Consider the following 17,348-nt stretch of genomic DNA (forward strand, 5'->3'; position numbering starts at 1 on the left):
CTCGTTCAACGAATCGCATGTCATCCCTGGAGGACACCGTGGACGACCTCGGCCACCGCCGTCCGGCGGCCATCGACGCCGGCGCGGCGCTGATCACGATCATGACCGCCCACGACGCCACTCCCAGGGAGTTTCGCGCCGAGCACTGGGCGCACATCGAGCCCGACCCTTATCACCTCCAAATATGCCGATTTCGCCATCGGCATCACCTGTCGGCCCTGGACAGGGACGGACTCCGACTCGTCGAGGACGTCTGCGCCCACTACCTGGACGAAGCCTTCCACGGAGACGATGTGAACGGCTTCGGTGCACCATTTACGGCGACCGAGCACATCGCGGCTCACGCCATCGCCCTCGCCGAGGAGTACGAGCGCCGAGGCCATTTCGGCCCCGGACCCGGCTACAACGCGGGAACCGCCGACGCCCGCCGACTGCTGACCCGCACCGAGCCGTTGATCGACTCCGAGCATCTGGCGGCCACACTCGCGGGCCTCGCCGACGAACCGCTGCGCGGGTTCACCGACCAGGTCCTGTGCGCCCACGAACGCTGGACGCGTATCCGTGACTACTGGCACGCCCTGGTCGACCTGACGTACCCGCGAGCCTCCGGGAACCCTGCCGCCCCACTGCTCACCGGCATCGACGCAGAACTGCGGCGACGGGCGATCGTGCACCCCCCGCCCCGTCCGACGCCCGGGCCCGACCATGTCCCTGCGCCCCCTGCGCAGCCAGACGCAAGCGCGAGGACCGACTCCCTCGCATCCACCGGCCACGGTCACCCACCTCCCCGCGCGGCCGGCGCCCCCAGCACCGGCACTCACCCCACGCCCCCGGAGATCGACCATTGAACGCTCCTCTTCGGATCGGCCACACCGTTCGCCGATGGGAACGCTGTCGGCCTCCCACGAGCTGGCGCGTGGTGATCTCGCCCGCCGAAACGCCAAGACCCGGCCGAAGGGGCCGGGATTCGTGCGCCACGGCTTTCGGCGACCACGCCCGTGGACAACCCCCGAAACGGCCAGGCACGGCCCTCCGACTTCAGGCCATGCCTGGACCTCGTCGCCGCACCCATGTGCCGAGTCGACACTCGGCGGACCTCACCAACGAGTACCGCCGGCGCCGCGCAACGGCGCGGACGCCAGGGATCGCCAGGACCGGGAGGACACGATGAAGGGCATTCGAACGCCCCGGACGCAATCCACCGCGACATGCATGGGGGCCCTCACATGGCCGGTCTAGAGCCAGCCGAGGCCCTCAACCGAATCCACGCACGCCTCGGCGTGCCGGCCGACATCAGCGGTCACGGCGCCGAGGGCAAACTCGACCGCCCCGCCCTTGCCTACTGCCTGCAGGAGTTCGCGGCGGCGCGCTCGCAGGACCTGGACCGCGCGGTCGTCGACGTCGTCACCACCTACCACGACGCCGCCGGCGCGGGCACTCGGGACTTGGGGCCCTTGATCGCACGGGCGGCGGCGCTGGAATTCGTGCTCAACGCCCGGCAGCACCCCGGTCCCAGCCGCGGTTACCGGGAGGGCCACGCGCAGGCCCAAGCCCTCAGCCAGGTCTACGGCGGACCCCGAGATCACACCCCGGTCAACGCGCTACGCGACCACCTGCGCGGTGCCGACAACGACCTGCTTCGCGGGTTCGCCGACTCCATCGTCGCGTTCGCGATGGCCCACCAGCGGCTCCTCGTCCGCACAGAGGCCCTCGGCTTCCCCAATCCGTTCCGTTCCCTGCTGGAAGCCGGGCACCATCTGGTCCAGCACCTGCCCGACACCGCGATGCTCATCGCGGTCACCCTGGGCCAACTGGCTCGTCCACCCGAACCACATCGCCCTATCAGGGGCGACCCGTTGCGGCCCGATCTCGGCGTCGGAGACTCCGTCTTGATCATCGACGGCGTCCCCGGACGCAGGGGCGGCGTCAACGGCATCATCACCTCGGCCTCACATCTGTCCGACCCCGGCGCAGGCGACATCACCCTGCCGATCTTCACGGTGCGTTTCCCCGGGCTGGAGACGCCGAAGTCGTACTCGGGCCCGGACCTGGAGCCGATGGCCCCCTTTCCCGGTGTTCGAACCTCGCGGGGAAATGTCTCGAACATTCTGGAGGCCGAAACGCTGATCATCTCCCTGGAGGCGGCCAAGGTCGCATCGTGGCCGGTCACCTCCGGGCCGCGAGAGCGTGTCGATAACGCCGACTTGATCCGGCTGAGGTCCGCGCTCAGCGCCTGGTCCGCAGTACCCGTCCTGGGCCTGCACCGGCGCCTACGAGAACAGGTCATCGCCGCAGCCGAACGCATGACCGTCGTGATCGACTCCGCGGTCTGGCTGCCCTCGGCCCTGGATCACGACCAACAGGCCGTGAGCAGGAGCGCCGCACGATCTGCGGGACTCGACACGCCGCAGGCCCCCGAGCCGCCGACGGCGTCCCACCGAAGGGCCCAACCCCGCAGAGGAAACCCTCCTTCCAACAAGCGCCGCGGGCCCGCAAGGTGAGGTCCCGCAGCCGAGGAACCGCGCCGGTGACGAGCGCCGCCGGCCGGTCCGGCGGCCGCTCCTCGGCGGCCCGCGCGATCAAGCCGCGTCGTCTCCTCCGTCGGAACTCCGAGCTGCGGCGGATCGGTGTTTGGCAGTGGACGTTGCCGGCCCTCGCAGCCCGCCTTCCCGACGCCCGAACCCTCGCGGTACTCGGCCCGTCACCGGTCGGCATCCCCGCCAACCGCATCCCCAAGTTTCGACGCCGCCAGGGCCCTCGCTCGTTTCGGCAGTGGCAGACCGCGTGCCGCCCCCGGTGTCCCTGCGGCGAAGACCCGCCCCCACAGGGTTGAGCCCGTCGGCGTGGTCGGCGCGCGATCGGACCCGGCTCCCCACCACCATCCCTCCGGAAATGAGGCAGCATGACCCAGCCAGCGCCGGCTCGTGCCGTACACGACCTCTACGAGCGTGTTCAACTCCCGCCGCCCGATCTCCAGTTGTCGGGTTGGACCGATGTGGCGCCCGACGGAACCACCTTGTGGCTGGAGTTGATCAGGCTGCTCGGCGCCCATCCGGATGCGCTGGACCGCGAGATCCTGTACACCGTCGAAGATCTCAGGCGCCGGACCGTCACCGGCCACTTCACCGACTCTCAGGTGCTGGCACGCGCCATGGCCGTGGAGGCGGTCACCGAAGTCAGCGGTCACGTCATCGGCCCCGGCTATCTGCACGGCTGGGACACCGCCGACGCCGTCCTACCCCCGCCGGCATGCACGATGCCGTTCGACGAAGAGATCTGGGTGCTTCGCGACTTCACCCCGGCGGCTTTGAGAGGTTTCCTCGACGCGCGATCGTACACAGCCCTGCGCCATCAAACCGAGGACGCCGAGAGGGGGGTCAGTCGAGTCAACCCCTTCCGGCCGGCGTTGGAACTCGGCGTCACCGTCGCGATCGAAAGGCGGATGCTGGCCGAAGGCACGTCGGAGGTCTCGACGTTCGCGTTCATTGAACGGCACGCCACCTCTACCTTGGCGAAGATCCTTCCCCTCTCCGCCGCGGGCGATGACCACGAAAACCGTTCAGTCGACCCGTCATCGCCGATCGGTGGCACGGTGTTCGTTCCCGGTCGAGGAAAGGGCGTGGTTTCCGCCACGCCCACATCGGCGATTGCGGCCTTCGCCCGTCACAGCGAACCCATGTACCGCGTGTCGTTCTTCGGCCATCCATCGGCCGCCGACGTCCCGGCCCCGCAGGTCCGACCGACGGAACGGTTCACCCGCCTCGAACTCCACCAACGGGACATCACCTGCCCGCTGGAGGCCGAAGAGACCGCGTTCGCCCTGTTCGTCGCCATGCAGCTCCAGGACGTGGTCGCCCCCACATGGAGGCTCAAGCAGATACGCGATGAGGACATGCAATCGCTGATCGACAGTCTCTCCACGTGGACGGGGCACAACCCCCGCGATCTCGCCGCGCATTTTCTGCGTCGCACCGGGAGGCGGGCTCGGGAAATAGCTCGCGCCACCCCGAACCTCTCGAAAATCTACCTCCCGTTCTTGGTGAACGGCACGGCGGCGCAGGCGGAAACGCCGCGGACCACACGCATGGACTTCGGGGCGCGTCACCCATCGTGCGATCTCCTTCAACTGCGCCCGCCGGGTGAACGTGGCCATCGGCGTAAGAGTTCGCCTCGCCGAGGGCCCGGGGGACCGCCATCGGCCCGCAAGAGCCGATGACGAAAGCGACGCGGAAGGAGCATGAGGACATGCGGATCGCACCCGTCGGACGGTGGCCGTCCACCGCGCAAGACCAAATGACCACGCGGTGTTCGGGGCGAGGGACCGTGGCGTCGCGAAGAGGCGCTCGTGGCCGTCGCGGAGGGGACGCGGCGAACGCCTGCGACTGGGCGCCTCGACGACGCGGCATTGAGCGGATCGGCGATGGATAGCTCGATCATCGGCGCCATCGTCGCGATTCACGAGCACGCCGGGTTCTCCGTACGCCCTCACCGGTCCCCGTTTTGGCGGAGGATGCTGTCCGAGTGGGTCACACCGGACCGCGAAGCCGTGCGGCAAGCCGTGATTCAGTCGATTGCCGCGGACACCGAACAACTGGATCGGCTCGTCATTCACCTCATCCAAGATATCGCCACGTTCGCCGACACGGCGTCCCCCACTCCACAACAGAAAGAACCTCGTTCCCTGCTCGCACGGGCCGTCGCCTTGGACGCCTGCCTGGCGGCCCGCGGTCACCGCCGACCGAGCGAGCACTATCGGATGGGTGCACTGCAATTCATCGCCGTGGCCAACTCGCCGGACCTCGGCGGTCAGTGGCGCGATGACGCCGTGATCCAGTGGATGTATCAAGCCACCCCGGACACGCTGCGAGGCTTCATCGACGCATGCGCGGGCGCAGCGGCGACCTGGGAGGACACCTCAGGTCTCGGCCGCCCCAACCCCTTCGGTCGGCTCCTGCAGGCCGGTGCGCAGATCGCCCGAGGATCACCGACGGAAATCGACGCGGCCGCCATCGTCAGCGAACTCACCCCACCTCTGCGACCGTTCGGTGCCCTCTCCAGGGATGCGTCGGCGGACCGTGCAGCGTTCACAGGCCCGATCAACGATGCCGTCTGCGTGGGAGACACCATCGCCGTCACCAGGACCGGTACCTCCGAGCGGCAGACGCTGACGGGGCTGGTCACCTCGGTCCTCGAAGGGAACCGCCCGCTGCTGGCCATCTGGCATCCCACCAGGCAACAAGCGGTCGATATCGGCGACACCCTCCCACGCCCGGCCATGTCGTTTCCGACGATCACGTTGCCGCTCGGACGGGTCGGCAACCCCGTGGAAGCCTTTCGCCGCCTGGTGGAACTGACCGCGACCCGGGAGATCATCGGACCTCGCGGCGACACCGGCATACAGGCGGGTCCGGGCGACGATCAGGCCATTTTGGTGTCCTCCCTCAGCGGATGGTGCGGCCTTCCCGGCGAAAAACTGCTCGAGGAGCTCCAGCCCACCGTCAAAGCCGTACGAGCATGGGTCGAGACCGCGCTGGACACCGCGCCCTACCTGGGAGAACTGCACCGCCGCTACCCCGACTCCGGCGCGGTGGCACCGTCCTCTCGAGACCGGGGGGTCGACTTCCCCGGGCCGGTCGGCGACGCCGTGAGGACACGCCCCGCTTCAGCCAATCCTCAACGGGACGTGTCACCCGCCTCGCCTCCGGACTCCCGCCGGCACAGACCCGGACCAGGGCGCACTTGAACCACGGACGCGATGCCCCCAACGTGCGAGCCGCACCCGGCCGACGACAACGCCGGCGTGAGTACGCCTGGAGACGAAGGCGCGCCGGAGCGCGTCCCGTTCGGACGCGGAGATGACCGTGGACGGCGAAGAGGGCTGGCTCTCATCACCACCGAACGGTCCCTGGGCCTTCCGACCTGCCTGCGGCGTACGGCGCGCCGAGACAGCGCCCGTCACCGCCCGGGGGCCGGGCGACAACCCTTGCCGGACCGCCGGGTGCCTCACGCCCACCCCCGCGACGCCGCCCGAGTCCGGCGTAGACGTTCCCGAAACTGCGGCGCACTATGGAAGTGCAGGCATGCTCGGGTGGCGGCCGACGCCAGTGGCCTCCTCGAAGGGCCCACGACGGGGTAGTCCCCGTGAATCACGACCTGGCCTCGGAACTCGACAGCCTTCCGCCCCGGCCGCACGAATACATCGAGGCGGCTCCATAGCCGGCGGATCGGCTGCACCGCAAGGTTCAATACATCGCATGAGCACCGGGAGATCGAATGTCCGTCACACCGAGCGATGAAGTGAACGGCATCGCCCCCGTGCCGCATGAGGCGGCGTCGATCGCTGAGAATTCGAACGTCGACTCGAGCGACACCGATCCCGTCATCGTACTCCTCGGCTCTGCATACACCACCGAGATCGAGGCCGAAGAGGCTCTGCGAAGGATACTTCGAGCCAGCTGGCAAATGGCGGAGCGAGGCTGGCTGGATCACGTGGTCCAACGACAAAGTATCGAGTTCAGATTGAACGGGGACGCCCTGAGCCTCGCTTTCCACCTTGCGCACGGCGAACTCCTGGCGACAGTGCAGTCTGCAACGGTCGCGCTCTTCATCATCGACCAAGACGACCTCGACCACCCCAACCCGGTCCACATCCTGGCCAAACTGACCGAAGCACACGCTTTTCCGCCGATTGCGCAGCCGCCGCGGCAGCACCCCGATCCCCGAAGTCGAAATGGCGTCTCCGACCCTATGACGCCGTCCAACGACACCGCCGCAGCGTTCGAGGAGCCGATCGGCCCGAGGACCGACAACCGCGCCGGCGGTCAAACGGTCAACGCCGTCTCACAGGTGCCCAGACAGCCGTCAGGGCAGTGGAACGGCAACGACGACGCCGCCCCGGCCTCGCACCCGAGGCCCCGCCATGCCACGGCCCCGGCGTCGCCCACCACCGCGGTCACCTCGTCACCGAACGCGCACTCTGCGACCCGATCCGGCACACCACGTGACGCCATCGAGGCGAGCTACGCGCTGTTCAACAGAACCTACCGAAACGCCCTCGATGGCAGGCCTCCACCACGCGGCGAGATTCCAATGAGGTCCATCCCCGCATCGGACATGCCACGGGACCTCCTACCTTTGTGGGAGCCACTCGCCCAGGCCGCCCGCATCATCGGAGAAGACCGCGGCAGTCCTGAATGGCAGGGAATCAAGGCGATCTGGAGGGCCACCGTCGCGGTGGGCGGCGTCATGCGCGGCGCGGCGCGCAGGTATGGCGCAGAGCTGTCAGCCGAGATCAGGGAAACAGGACGCTGGCGAACCATCAAGGCACGCGCCTCCCATGGCATACGCGCCCTCACGCACAGACTTCTCCGCAAGAATGCTGGAACGAATCGCCGTCCCCCGCCGTGGCGTCGTACCTTGCGGCGGCTCTATCGCTTCACCGGCGATTACGCGGAGCGGATGCTCGGGACACTGCCGTCGCACATCACTTTGAACAACCCGGATGACATCAGGAACGCCACCGCACAAACGCGCATGCGGCTCCTGGAGACACCTCCAGGGAGTCAGCGAAACCCGCCCGTGCCTGATCTCACCGGAATCGACGGCCCGTCACCGGACGTGCGGTTCCCCGCTATCCCAGACCTGAGCACGAAGGTGACGACCGGGGTGGCCAGGCTGCAGCGGGCCCTCGGGCTGGTGAGCCGGCAGGGAGCACATCCCCTCGTGGACACAGGACGCCGGATCATCCTGGAGAGGGTCGGCGAGATGGCGAGCTTGACAACGGACGCCGCGAACCTCAGCGCTCTCATCGACGAGGCGGGCAAGGGTCCCCGACGCCACGTCGGCCGGCTGGCGGTGGAGGCCGCCCAGGTCGTGCAACGGCGGGCCGAAGACCTCATCGAGGAGATCTGGGAAGAACTCGAAGCCATGTGCGCCGAACAGACCCGCGCCGCCGAGGTGACCCACGGCCGTGACTCCGAGGTCTGGCATGCCCTACGCCTCGTACACCACTGCGTCGCGGAAACCCTGGATGATCTACGCGGATGGCTACCGACCGGCACGGCCCCTATGCCCCTCGGGCGCTACGACGGCATCACCACGGTGACGCCTCTGAGGGACTTCACACCCGACCGCCTCGGGCCACCCCCCAGTGATCCAGGCCCGCAGCCCGGCCCACGTCCAGCGCAGGGTCCCCCCACACCGGTTCCGTCACCGTCGCCGCCGGGCGCCGCCCCCGGGACCTCATCGTCGCCGAACGAGCCACCGGCACGGCCCCGGGAAGATGTCTTGGTCGCGGGACGAGGGCGACCGCCCGGCGCGACCACAGCGGCCGACCTTGCGAATCTGGACGCCCCCGTGAGCAGCCCCGGCCCACGGACCGCGCCGCAGCCCGAGCCCCCGCGCTCTCTCCCCAGGTTCCCCTTCAGAAAACAGGCGACCGCGGCGCGACCGACGCCTCCACGCAGTCAGCCGCTCTCCTCGCAGGGCGCCCACCCCACCGGCAACCGCCCACCACGCTAGAACGGACACGGGGGCCACGACATGAACGGCACGGACCGCCCACAGACCATCGGGAACGCGCGGGCGAGCGCGGACGGTCAGATCGCCGGCGACGGGATCGAACCTCCGAGTTCGTGGCCGGTGAGTGTGCGCGTCGCCATCCTCGTCGAGGCACCCTTGGTCACGGCCCTGGCCGTCCTGGGCGGCGTGGCGTCGTTCCACACGGTCCGCGACGTGGCTCGGCCATGGTTCGGGGGATGGGCCTGGGTCGTCCCCGTGGGCATCGACGTGGGAATCATCGCGTTGTTGGCCTGGGACCTGCTGATGGAGTACCTGAACATCGCTTGGCCGGTGCTGCGGTGGGTGGCGTGGACCTTCATCGGCGCGACCATCTACCTCAACGTCACGGCTGCGCGCGGTGAAGACGCAGCGGTCGTCATCCACGCGGCGATGCCGACGCTGTTCATTGTGACCATCGAGGGAATCCGTCATCTCCTTCGGCGCAGCGCGGGCTTGACCGGCCGGCTCCGGATCGAAGGGATTCCGATGTCACGTCGAGTGCTCGCCCCCTGGTCGAGTTGGGCGCTCCACCGTCGGATGGTGCTGTGGCACATCACCACCTACCAGGATGGGTTGCGCCTGGAGTACGAGCGGCTACAGACGGTCTGCCGCCTGCAGGAAAGTTACGGGCGGTGGCGATGGCATTGGAAGGCGCCGCTTCGTGAACGGTTGGCGCTGCGGCTTCACCCGGCCCAGATCACAGCGAACGTTCAGCGTCCCGCCGCGCAGCATCCGGGAAGCGACGCGGCCCGCGGCCCTGGCACGGACCCGCCCTTGGCGAAGAGATCGGACACCGGCCGGGCGTCCACCGCGGGCCGGGCCGCCGGTGATGTCTTCCATCCGCAGGAAGGGAACGCCGCCGCAGGCGACACCATGTCCATGCCCGCCACGTCGCCACCGGCGAGGGCCGCCGTTGCGGGCCGACATGACAGATCGTCGCGGCCGGGTGCGGCGCAGACCCGCCGGCGCTCGGTCCCGGCGAGAGGTGGCGCGCCCGAGGGTCGCGCGCCGGACGAGCGGGACGCGGCCCTGGTGAAAGCCGCACAGAACATCATCGCGGTGTGCCGCAGCCAGGGGATTTCCCTGACCCAGTCCGAGTTGGGCAGGAGACTTCGTGAAGAGGGGCATTCCATCGCCAATGGACGTCTGGCCTGGCTGTCCGGCCAGGTCGACCCGCCCCTGAGACGCTGAATGGTCTCAGCCCGCGCCGTCGAGCAGCCCATATCTGCCTCATTGTGGAAAGTGGTGCGGTCGGTCGGCGACCACCACGGCCAAGTGCACGATGATCGACGGCGATAGACGGCGGCGCTCCGGCGTGTGCCGCGTGTGCAGCGGCCGGCCGCCGAGTCGATCACCCGGCTTGCCGCCAGCCGCTCGAGATTGGACGACATCTCAGTGGAATCGGCTGATGCAAGTCGGCTCGTAGAGACGGACCGCCGGACACAGCCCGTCCATGCGACCATGCCACCGAGTACCGGTTCCCGTCGCCGCGACCGTGATGAATCGCCGGATCGGCACATGTGTCGACGTTCAGAACGCCGACGCGGCGGCTCGTCCTCGGCCACGTCGACGATCACGTTCGACGCGGGCAGTGTCACCGTCGCGGGCGAATGTGACCCATGGTGGCATCCGAAGCCGGCGGAACGCGGCACAGGCGAGGACTCCATCCCGGCCTTTCAAGGTGACCAGAGGCCGGCCGGCATGATCACCCGCGGCCGCGGCCGCGACGGCGATCACGGCCCGTGTCCGCGAGCCGGATCCGGTGGCGGGCTAACGCCATGTTCATGGTCTACGAGTGTCGGTCACGAGTACATCGGCGACCGCGTGCACCTCGCTGGTGGGGCCCAACACCTGGCCGTCTTCGCTGACGAAGGCGAAGGTCGACCCCGCGCCGATGCACAACACACGGACGCCCGACACCACGAGCTCGAGGCGAGGTTCGGTCCCCATGTGCTCAAGCTCAGCGAGCAGGGCCAGCAACCCGTCACGGCGGCGTTCGGCATCAGTTCCGCGCCCACGGCGTTGTGGGTCGGCTGCATCAGGCTGCCGAATCATGCGTTCTACGCCTCTTCTCTCACTGTCTCCTCCAGATGGATGCCGCTCATCGTCACCCATGGCTTCCTGCTCGTCGATGGCAGGCTGCGGTGCCCACGGCCACCGTCCCCGTGCCGCAGTCGGGCTGGGGGCGTCCTTCGTCTCCTGCTGCGCGCAGGCTTGTGTGCGTCACCACCGGGCAGATCCCCCCGACCTCGGCGAACGGACACCAGAAGCGGATGCTGAGAACGATCCGTTCCGGTGGAGTCAAAGGACGGAACATAGACGGACGATCGCGCCGAAGGATCGCGAGATCTTCCCCGCACGCTCACCGATCGATCCCCAACTGCACACCACGTCGTCTGACAGGTGGACTCACCACGGCAAATACCGTCGTCAGAGGCCGGCTGGGCGCCGTGGCCTCATCCGGCCAGATCGACGAAAGTCGAACTCCCTGCCCGGTGCGTTGTACAGCCGGGCGGCCGCGTCAGCGGGTGGCGATGGTGGCGGTCCTTCTTCCGACTCCTCGGCGGTACGGGCCAACTCCCGTGGTCCGGGCTGTGGAACCCGGGACACACCGCGGTCGCGCCCCGCGTCGCCCGGTGAGTGAATGTCACGGCGGACCGACGGTCCGGTCCTTGAAGTTCGTCCAGTGGATCGACGCCGCACTCGCCCACACCGGTGCCTTGGACAAGGCCGCCTGATCACCGACGAGACACGCTGCTGGTGGTCGCGGAGACCCCGGCGGCCGGGGAGTGGCGGCGGGCGGTCGGCGAATCCGGCCGTCGCGGTCAGAGGGTGAGCGGCGGTAGCTGACCCGGGACCAGTGGTGGGCGGATGGGAAAGCTGGTGGGCTGGGACCGTGATCCGGCTCCGGTCGTTCTGCGTCTGACGGGGCATGAGCCTGCCGAAGGGGTCGCCTGCCTCGGTCCCAGGTCCGGCGACGGTGTCCTGGCGGGGTCGACGGTGGGTGCGGTGGGCGGCCGGTGCGGCCGCGATCGTGTGCCTGCTGCTGGTGCTGGTCGTGCTGCTGTGGCCCGCCACCGCCTGGTGGGTCGAGCACGTTGACGGGGTCGACCTGGAGGGCAAGGGCGCCCCCTCGGGCAAGGAACGTCAGGAGGTCCTGGACAACGCCCGGGCCCGGATCACCGCGGTGGACACCGGGCTTCTCGCGGCGGTGGCGATCTACTACACCGCCGCCACCGCCGCCTCCGCGCGTCGCACGGCCCAAGGCGCCCATGAGAGCGTCCAGGCCGCGCACCGCGCCGCCGAGATCGCCGAAGAGGCCCAGCGCAAGACGTTCGAGTCGCGGCAGAGTTCACCGGCGGCACGGTCCACTTCGGGAAGACGACGTTCTCCGGCGGCGCAGTCAACTTCTGGGACGCGGCGTTCTTCGGCGGCGAGGTGCCCTTCGACGCGGCGGTGTTCTCCGGCGGCGCAGTGGATTTCAGCCGTTCCCGAGGGTGGGGCATGCCGCCTTCCGGCATCCCGGTAGATGACCATGGCAACCCACCCGAAGGTGTAGCGCTGCCAGGAGGTTAGAAGTCACCACCACGCGGCCGGTCATCGATGCGGCCCGACGGTGGACGGCCATGGGTGGCGGGCGGTCCGTCATCGTGGTGCGCGGAACGTGGGAGGTGTGTGGTCGATCCAATCCACGTCAACGCGCACGGTGGAAGGCGGGCACGGCTCATGACCATCCGGATCGTGAATGGGTTCTGCGGCGGGCGCGGGGCCGATGGCTCGGCATGCTGGGGGGCCCGCCTGCCCGGCCTCGATCGGTGCCTCGCTCACGCCGGTGAGCCGGCCGGTGAGGCGTTCCTGTCCGGCCTGGCTCCCGGCGCGGCCGTCGACATGAGCGGGGTGCCCTTCACCGAGGATCTCTTGGACCGGCTCTTCGACGCCGTTCGTGGCCCCCATGCCGACGGCCTCCCTCTCTTCGGCGATGCCCGAATCGGCAGGGCGTCGTTCGCCGGAGGCGTCGACTTCAGCCTGGTGTCGTTCGCAGGAGACGTCGACTTCCGTGGGGCGGCGTTCTCCGGGGACGCCGACTTCGAGGGGGTGTCGTTCCCCGGAGACACGGACTTCGGTGAGGCGGCGTTCTCCGGGGACGCAGACTTCCGTGAGGCGTCATTCGCCGGGAACGCCAGGTTCAACGCGGCGTCGTTCTCCGGGGGCGCGCACTTCGGAGGGACGTTGTTCTCCGGGGACGCCGACTTCGACATGGCGTCGTTCTCCGCAGACGCAGACTTCGAGCGTGTGTCGTTCGCAGGAGGCGCCGGCTTCCGTGGGGCGGCGTTCTCCGGGTACGCCTACTTCGCAAAGACGTCGTTCGCCAGGAACGCTGCCTTCGTCTGGGCGAGGTTCGCGGGCGATGCGACGTGGGCGTCATGTCGTGTTGTCGGAGTCTTGTCGTTGGACGGGGCGGTGGCCGAGGGGGAGGTGATGGTGGAGGCGGCGGCCGGTCGGGTGTCGGCCCGGGGGCTGCGGTCGTCGGGTCGGGTGGTTCTGCGGCTGCGTTCGGCGCGGGTGGGCGCGACCGGACTGGTGTGCGCAGGGCCGCTTAGCGTGCACGCCCTGTCCAGGCCGATCCCCGGCACCCCGGATCTGGACGGCTCGGGCGGGGTGGTGGTGACCCCGTTGCGGGGGGTGGACGCGGAGTCTGTGACGTTGACGGACGTGGACCTGAGCGAATGCCTGTTCGCCGGGCTGCACCGGGCGGACCAGATCCACTTGGACGGCGACTGCGCCTTTGCCACCAGCCCGGGGAGACGGCGGCGGGTCCTGGTCGAAGAGCACCATTGGCAGGCCCAGCGCCGTACCGCCCGCCGCGGCGGCCCCGGCCCCTGGCGGCCCGCCCACGAAGGTGTGGAGGTGGTCGGCCCCCGAAGGATCGAGGTGATTTAACGACAGCTCCGCAAAGCCCTGGAGGAGGGCAAGAACGAGCCGGGCGCGGCCGACTTCTACTTCGGCGAGATGCAGATGCGCCGCGCCTCCTCCCGGGGCGCCGACCGGGCACTGCTATGGCTGTACTGGTCCCTCTCCGGGTACGGGCTGCGCGCCCGCCGCGCCCTGGCCTGGGTCCTGCTCGTCGCCGTGCTGAGCATCGCGGGGATGACCGTGTTCGGATTCCCGCAGACCGCCAAACAGCAGAGGGCCACCGGGACCATCGCCACCCCGACGGGGCCCCAGGCGATCGACCTGACGATCCAGCAGTCCGAACCGGTCATACCCCTGGCCGAGCGCCTGGAGAAGGCCGCCGAGGTCACGGTCAACGCCGTCATCTTCCGCAACCCCGACGCCGAACTCACCACGCCCGGCCGCTACCTCAACATCACCGTCCGCGTCCTGGGACCGATCCTGCTGGGCCTGGCCATCCTCGCCATCCGCAACCAGGTCAAACGCTGAACCGTGGCCGCCATCGAGCGCCCGGTCCGCCCGCCGTCTCCGGGTCCGGCGGGGTGTTCGGCGGACCGGCCCATGGACGACCATGCGCGCGGCAGCTCATCCCCCAGCCCCGGCCCACCGCTGCCACCGGCCCGACCAGGGGAGGTCGAAGTTCATGATTCCCGGGTCTCTGGCCGAGACCCCGGGACCGGCTAGGCGAGCACGCTGTGGAGAGTGGAAACGACCAGGCCCGCCGCGCCGAACGCGAACGCGGTCGCCCCGGCTCCGAGCGCAGCCAGCAGGATCACTCCCCAACGCAGCGGCAGCCGTTCGGAGTCGCCGCCGGAAGGCTCGGGGTTCCGTCGTACGATGGACATGCTCGTCTCCTTACTGGTCAGAGTGGTGAAGAGCCGGCGAAGACGGCTCCGGGTGCCTCCGGAGCCGTTCGCGTTTCCGCGTAACGGGTCGTCTCGCCGCCTCTGCGGACGGGGGATCTGTCCCTGTCCGCCCTCCCAGTTTGGGCCTCATCCGGTAGCCTCGGAGGCGAGCGGATCAACGCTTTGACCCGCACCCGAGTCTTTATCTAATAAGGACCCGATACTCATATGCGGGTCAAAGCGTTGGGGTCAATCTGAATCGGGGTCGCCTTGCCCGAAGGTCACTCTCCGGCCGTCGAGCCGCCTCTGGCGCGCCGACTCCGGCGCATTGGCGAACTCGGCCAGTACAAGCAGATGACCCAGGTGAACAAGGCTTTGCGGGAGGTTTGGGAGGAGTCGGACGAGCTGCGGCCGGATCGTGTTCTGCTGCGGACGGGCTTCCTGCTGGCCGAGGGGAACGAGCGCCGGCCACCCGCGGCACCCATGGTGCGACTGCTGAATCCGCGTGGCGTCGCGCTCAGGTTCTACCTGTTGGCGCTCTTCGAGGCGCAGTGCCGTCTGCGGCCCGGGCAGCCGTGGAAGAACACCCGTCCGATCTCCGGGCGCATGGGGTGGCGCGACCTGATCGCCGTCGACACCGCGTACGACCGCCAGACCGGGTCCTACCAGCGGGAGACCAAACAGCGGCGGGACCCGGACTCCTGCCGGGACCGGCAGATCCAGGGTGCCTTGCGGTCACTGGGGGAGGGGGAGGAGCAGGCCCTGGTGACGGTGCCGTTCAAGGCGAACGGGCGGCATCGGGACTACGGCGCCTTCGAGTTGATGAGCGAGTCCGGACGCGGAGGGGTACCGACCCCCGACCACTACACCGTGCCGGACCCGAGGCCCGGAGTGATCGGCATCCCGATCGAGTTCTTCCTGCACGGCTGGGTTCAGGTCCTCCACCCGTCGGAGATCGCCACCTGGCTCATCCTGCGGCACCTGCGGTGGCGGCACCCCCAAAGTCACGACAGGGCCGGCGTGTTCCTGTACGGGCAAACACGCGAGGAGATCTATCACCTGCGCAGTGACAGTTACGAGGACGGCTGCCGCACCCTCCTCGAACTCGGGTTGATCCGTGAGGCGCGGCCCATGAGCCCGACGGGCGGTCACTGGCCCCTCGACCCCGCCGTGTTCGCACCGCTACCCGAGGTCGATGAGCACGGCCGGGTACGGTACCGGCCCAATCGATTCCAACTCCTCGACGACGGACTGAAGCGGGACGCTCTCACGACGAGCTTGAAGGAGTTCACACTTCGACAGAAGGAACAGGAGCGGAAGTCGCCCTGAGCAACCTGCGGAACCCTTTGAGGGACGCCCTCAACCCGGAGCACCAGTGTTTCCGCCGCGTTCGTCATCGCCTTGGCCGGTCACCTGATGAACCACATGGTCCAGTGCGCCCCCATGCACGGTGATGGCCTCAACTGCCCGCGTCGCCAAGTACCCGGGTTTCTGCATTTTCTGCACACGTTCCCACTGCCCGAGCGCGAGGATGGACGGCATGACAAGCGCAGGCGTGTGTCGACTGTGGGTGCAGGCCGGCTCCGGGATGTGGTCGATGCTCTGCGCCGCCATCGGCGGTAGCGCAGAACGGATGTGCACCGGTGTCCTCGTGCCGCGGGGGCTGTCGCTACGAGCCGAAGTGGGACGGTTTCCGGGCGATGGCCCTGGTCGACGCGTATCGCGGGGTGCACCTGGCGTCGCGGCGCCTGGCCAGGTTCAACGACGCGTTCCCCGAGATCGCGCTAGCCGTCCATGACCAGCTTCCGCCGGAAACGGTGGTGGACGGCGAGATCGTCCGATGGGACCCGGACGGCCGCCTGGACTTCGCCGCCCTGCAGCGCCGCCATGTCGCCGGGCGCCGCCGGGCCAAACTCGGGCGCACCGAACCGTGTCATCTCGTGGTGTTCGACGTGTTGGAGTCGCGAGGCGTCGATCTGCGGGACCGGCCGCTGCGCGAGCGCCGCCGGGTCCTGGAGGACCTGCTCGGCGCCGCGGCGCCGACCGCCCTGGTGGTGGCATCGCCGCACACCGACGACCCGGCCGAGGCGCGGGTGTGGTTCGACGCGCTTCTCGCGCTGGGCATCGAGGGCCTGGTCGTCAAGGGCGCCGACGACCCGTACCGGCCCGGCCTGCGCACATCGTGGAAGAAGGTCAAGCACCGCGCCACCACCGAGGCGATCATCGGCGGGATCACCGGCGCCCTCGCCGATCCCGAAACGCTGATCCTGGGCCGCTACACCGGGTCCGGGCGGCTGCGGGTCGTCGCCCGCAGCACCCCGCTGCCGCGAACTTGGCCAGCACGGGTGTCGGTGGCCAGTTCAAGTTCCCCGCTGGCGGCCACTTAGCGGGGAGTTATCTGGCCGCGCTCTGATCACAACACGTGGCGATGCTGGAGTCGAGGATCCGGTCGGGTTCGTCAATCCCAGTAGTTGAAGAGCGCTTCGCCAAGGGTGCCGGGCCGCCAGTACTCGATGTCCTCTGGCAGGGCCTCAGGCCAGGATGCGGGATCGAGTGGGCCATTCAGCTCGGAGGGCGTGAGCACCTGAAACCCGGGCAACTCACCTAGGACCGCCGCCAGCGCAGGAACGTCGACGAACGTCAGCGCGCCCGACTCGCCGACGCCGGACACGGACTCGAGGGTCCGTGGCTCTGCGACGGCCAGTAGCGTCGAGTCGCGCGTGCAGACCACGGCGATCGTTCGATCATGATAAGCGATGAGCCCCTGGTGGAAGTTGGGCGTCACTCCATCGACGATGCGGAACTCGACCACCTTGCCACCCGTGCGACGGGCAGCGGCGTAACAGGCATGCCGAAAGTTGCGGATGTCCGCCATCCGGTGATGGTAACTGCTCGCCGCGTCACTATCGGTTACAGCGACGATGCAACGGGGGGTGTCGGTAAGAGTCGTGCAACCAGGTACAGGGGATTGAGTTCGCCCAGCTCAGCAGT

At 68.9% G+C, this 17,348-nt stretch carries 14 protein-coding genes; 11 read left to right on the forward strand and 3 right to left on the reverse strand.

What is annotated here, in order from left to right:
- The first annotated feature begins 17 nt into the window (after positions 1-17).
- From DFJ69_RS30475 to DFJ69_RS30525, 9 genes are all read left to right on the forward strand, one after another.
- Complete coding sequence (locus DFJ69_RS30475; RefSeq protein ID WP_116025777.1) at positions 18-848, forward strand: hypothetical protein; 831 nt, start codon at positions 18-20, stop codon at positions 846-848.
- 378 nt (positions 849-1,226) lie between these two features.
- On the forward strand, positions 1,227-2,501 hold the full coding sequence (locus DFJ69_RS30480) for a hypothetical protein (protein ID WP_147312506.1): 1,275 nt from the start codon (positions 1,227-1,229) through the stop codon (positions 2,499-2,501).
- Between the two features lie 401 nt (positions 2,502-2,902).
- A complete protein-coding gene (locus DFJ69_RS30490) occupies positions 2,903-4,216 on the forward strand; it encodes a hypothetical protein (protein ID WP_116025779.1) in 1,314 nt (437 codons plus the stop codon).
- Positions 4,217-4,345: 129 nt separating this feature from the next.
- Positions 4,346-5,743 carry a hypothetical protein gene (locus DFJ69_RS30495; RefSeq protein ID WP_116025780.1) on the forward strand — a complete coding sequence of 466 codons (1,398 nt, stop codon included), beginning with the start codon at positions 4,346-4,348 and terminating at the stop codon, positions 5,741-5,743.
- 530 nt (positions 5,744-6,273) lie between these two features.
- Complete coding sequence (locus tag DFJ69_RS33965; RefSeq protein ID WP_147312507.1) at positions 6,274-8,520, forward strand: hypothetical protein; 2,247 nt, start codon at positions 6,274-6,276, stop codon at positions 8,518-8,520.
- Positions 8,521-8,541: 21 nt separating this feature from the next.
- Positions 8,542-9,750, forward strand: a complete 1,209-nt coding sequence (locus DFJ69_RS30505) for a DUF2637 domain-containing protein (RefSeq protein ID WP_116025782.1) — start codon at positions 8,542-8,544, stop codon at positions 9,748-9,750.
- 1,789 nt (positions 9,751-11,539) lie between these two features.
- Positions 11,540-12,088, forward strand: a complete 549-nt coding sequence (locus DFJ69_RS30515) for a hypothetical protein (RefSeq protein WP_147312508.1) — start codon at positions 11,540-11,542, stop codon at positions 12,086-12,088.
- 212 nt (positions 12,089-12,300) lie between these two features.
- Positions 12,301-13,500, forward strand: a complete 1,200-nt coding sequence (locus DFJ69_RS30520; protein WP_170177857.1) for a pentapeptide repeat-containing protein — start codon at positions 12,301-12,303, stop codon at positions 13,498-13,500.
- A 69-nt stretch (positions 13,501-13,569) separates the two neighbouring features.
- Positions 13,570-14,001 carry a hypothetical protein gene (locus tag DFJ69_RS30525; RefSeq protein ID WP_116025786.1) on the forward strand — a complete coding sequence of 144 codons (432 nt, stop codon included), beginning with the start codon at positions 13,570-13,572 and terminating at the stop codon, positions 13,999-14,001.
- A 191-nt stretch (positions 14,002-14,192) separates the two neighbouring features.
- Here the strand turns inward: DFJ69_RS30525 and DFJ69_RS34635 are convergent, their stop codons facing one another.
- A complete protein-coding gene (locus DFJ69_RS34635; protein WP_170177858.1) occupies positions 14,193-14,357 on the reverse strand; it encodes a hypothetical protein in 165 nt (54 codons plus the stop codon).
- 354 nt (positions 14,358-14,711) lie between these two features.
- Here DFJ69_RS34635 and DFJ69_RS30530 point away from each other — a divergent pair, with 354 nt between their 5' ends.
- Positions 14,712-15,686, forward strand: coding sequence for a hypothetical protein (locus DFJ69_RS30530; RefSeq protein WP_147312509.1), 975 nt, complete (start codon positions 14,712-14,714; stop codon positions 15,684-15,686).
- 30 nt (positions 15,687-15,716) lie between these two features.
- Here DFJ69_RS30530 and DFJ69_RS30535 read toward each other — a convergent pair whose 3' ends face one another.
- On the reverse strand, positions 15,717-15,971 hold the full coding sequence (locus DFJ69_RS30535) for a hypothetical protein (RefSeq protein ID WP_116025788.1): 255 nt from the start codon (positions 15,969-15,971) through the stop codon (positions 15,717-15,719).
- A 29-nt stretch (positions 15,972-16,000) separates the two neighbouring features.
- Between DFJ69_RS30535 and DFJ69_RS30540 the strand changes: the two genes are divergently transcribed.
- The gene (locus DFJ69_RS30540; RefSeq protein WP_281275927.1) at positions 16,001-16,744 is read left to right on the forward strand and encodes an ATP-dependent DNA ligase; all 744 of its coding nucleotides are present in this window, start codon (positions 16,001-16,003) and stop codon (positions 16,742-16,744) included.
- 71 nt (positions 16,745-16,815) lie between these two features.
- On the opposite strand, the gene DFJ69_RS30545 is transcribed toward DFJ69_RS30540, so the two are convergent.
- Positions 16,816-17,232: a hypothetical protein gene (locus DFJ69_RS30545; RefSeq protein ID WP_116025790.1), complete on the reverse strand. Its 417-nt coding sequence runs from the start codon at positions 17,230-17,232 to the stop codon at positions 16,816-16,818.
- Positions 17,233-17,348: the final 116 nt, after the last annotated feature.

This window comes from Thermomonospora umbrina, from assembly GCF_003386555.1.
Lineage (GTDB): Bacteria > Actinomycetota > Actinomycetes > Streptosporangiales > Streptosporangiaceae > Thermomonospora > Thermomonospora umbrina.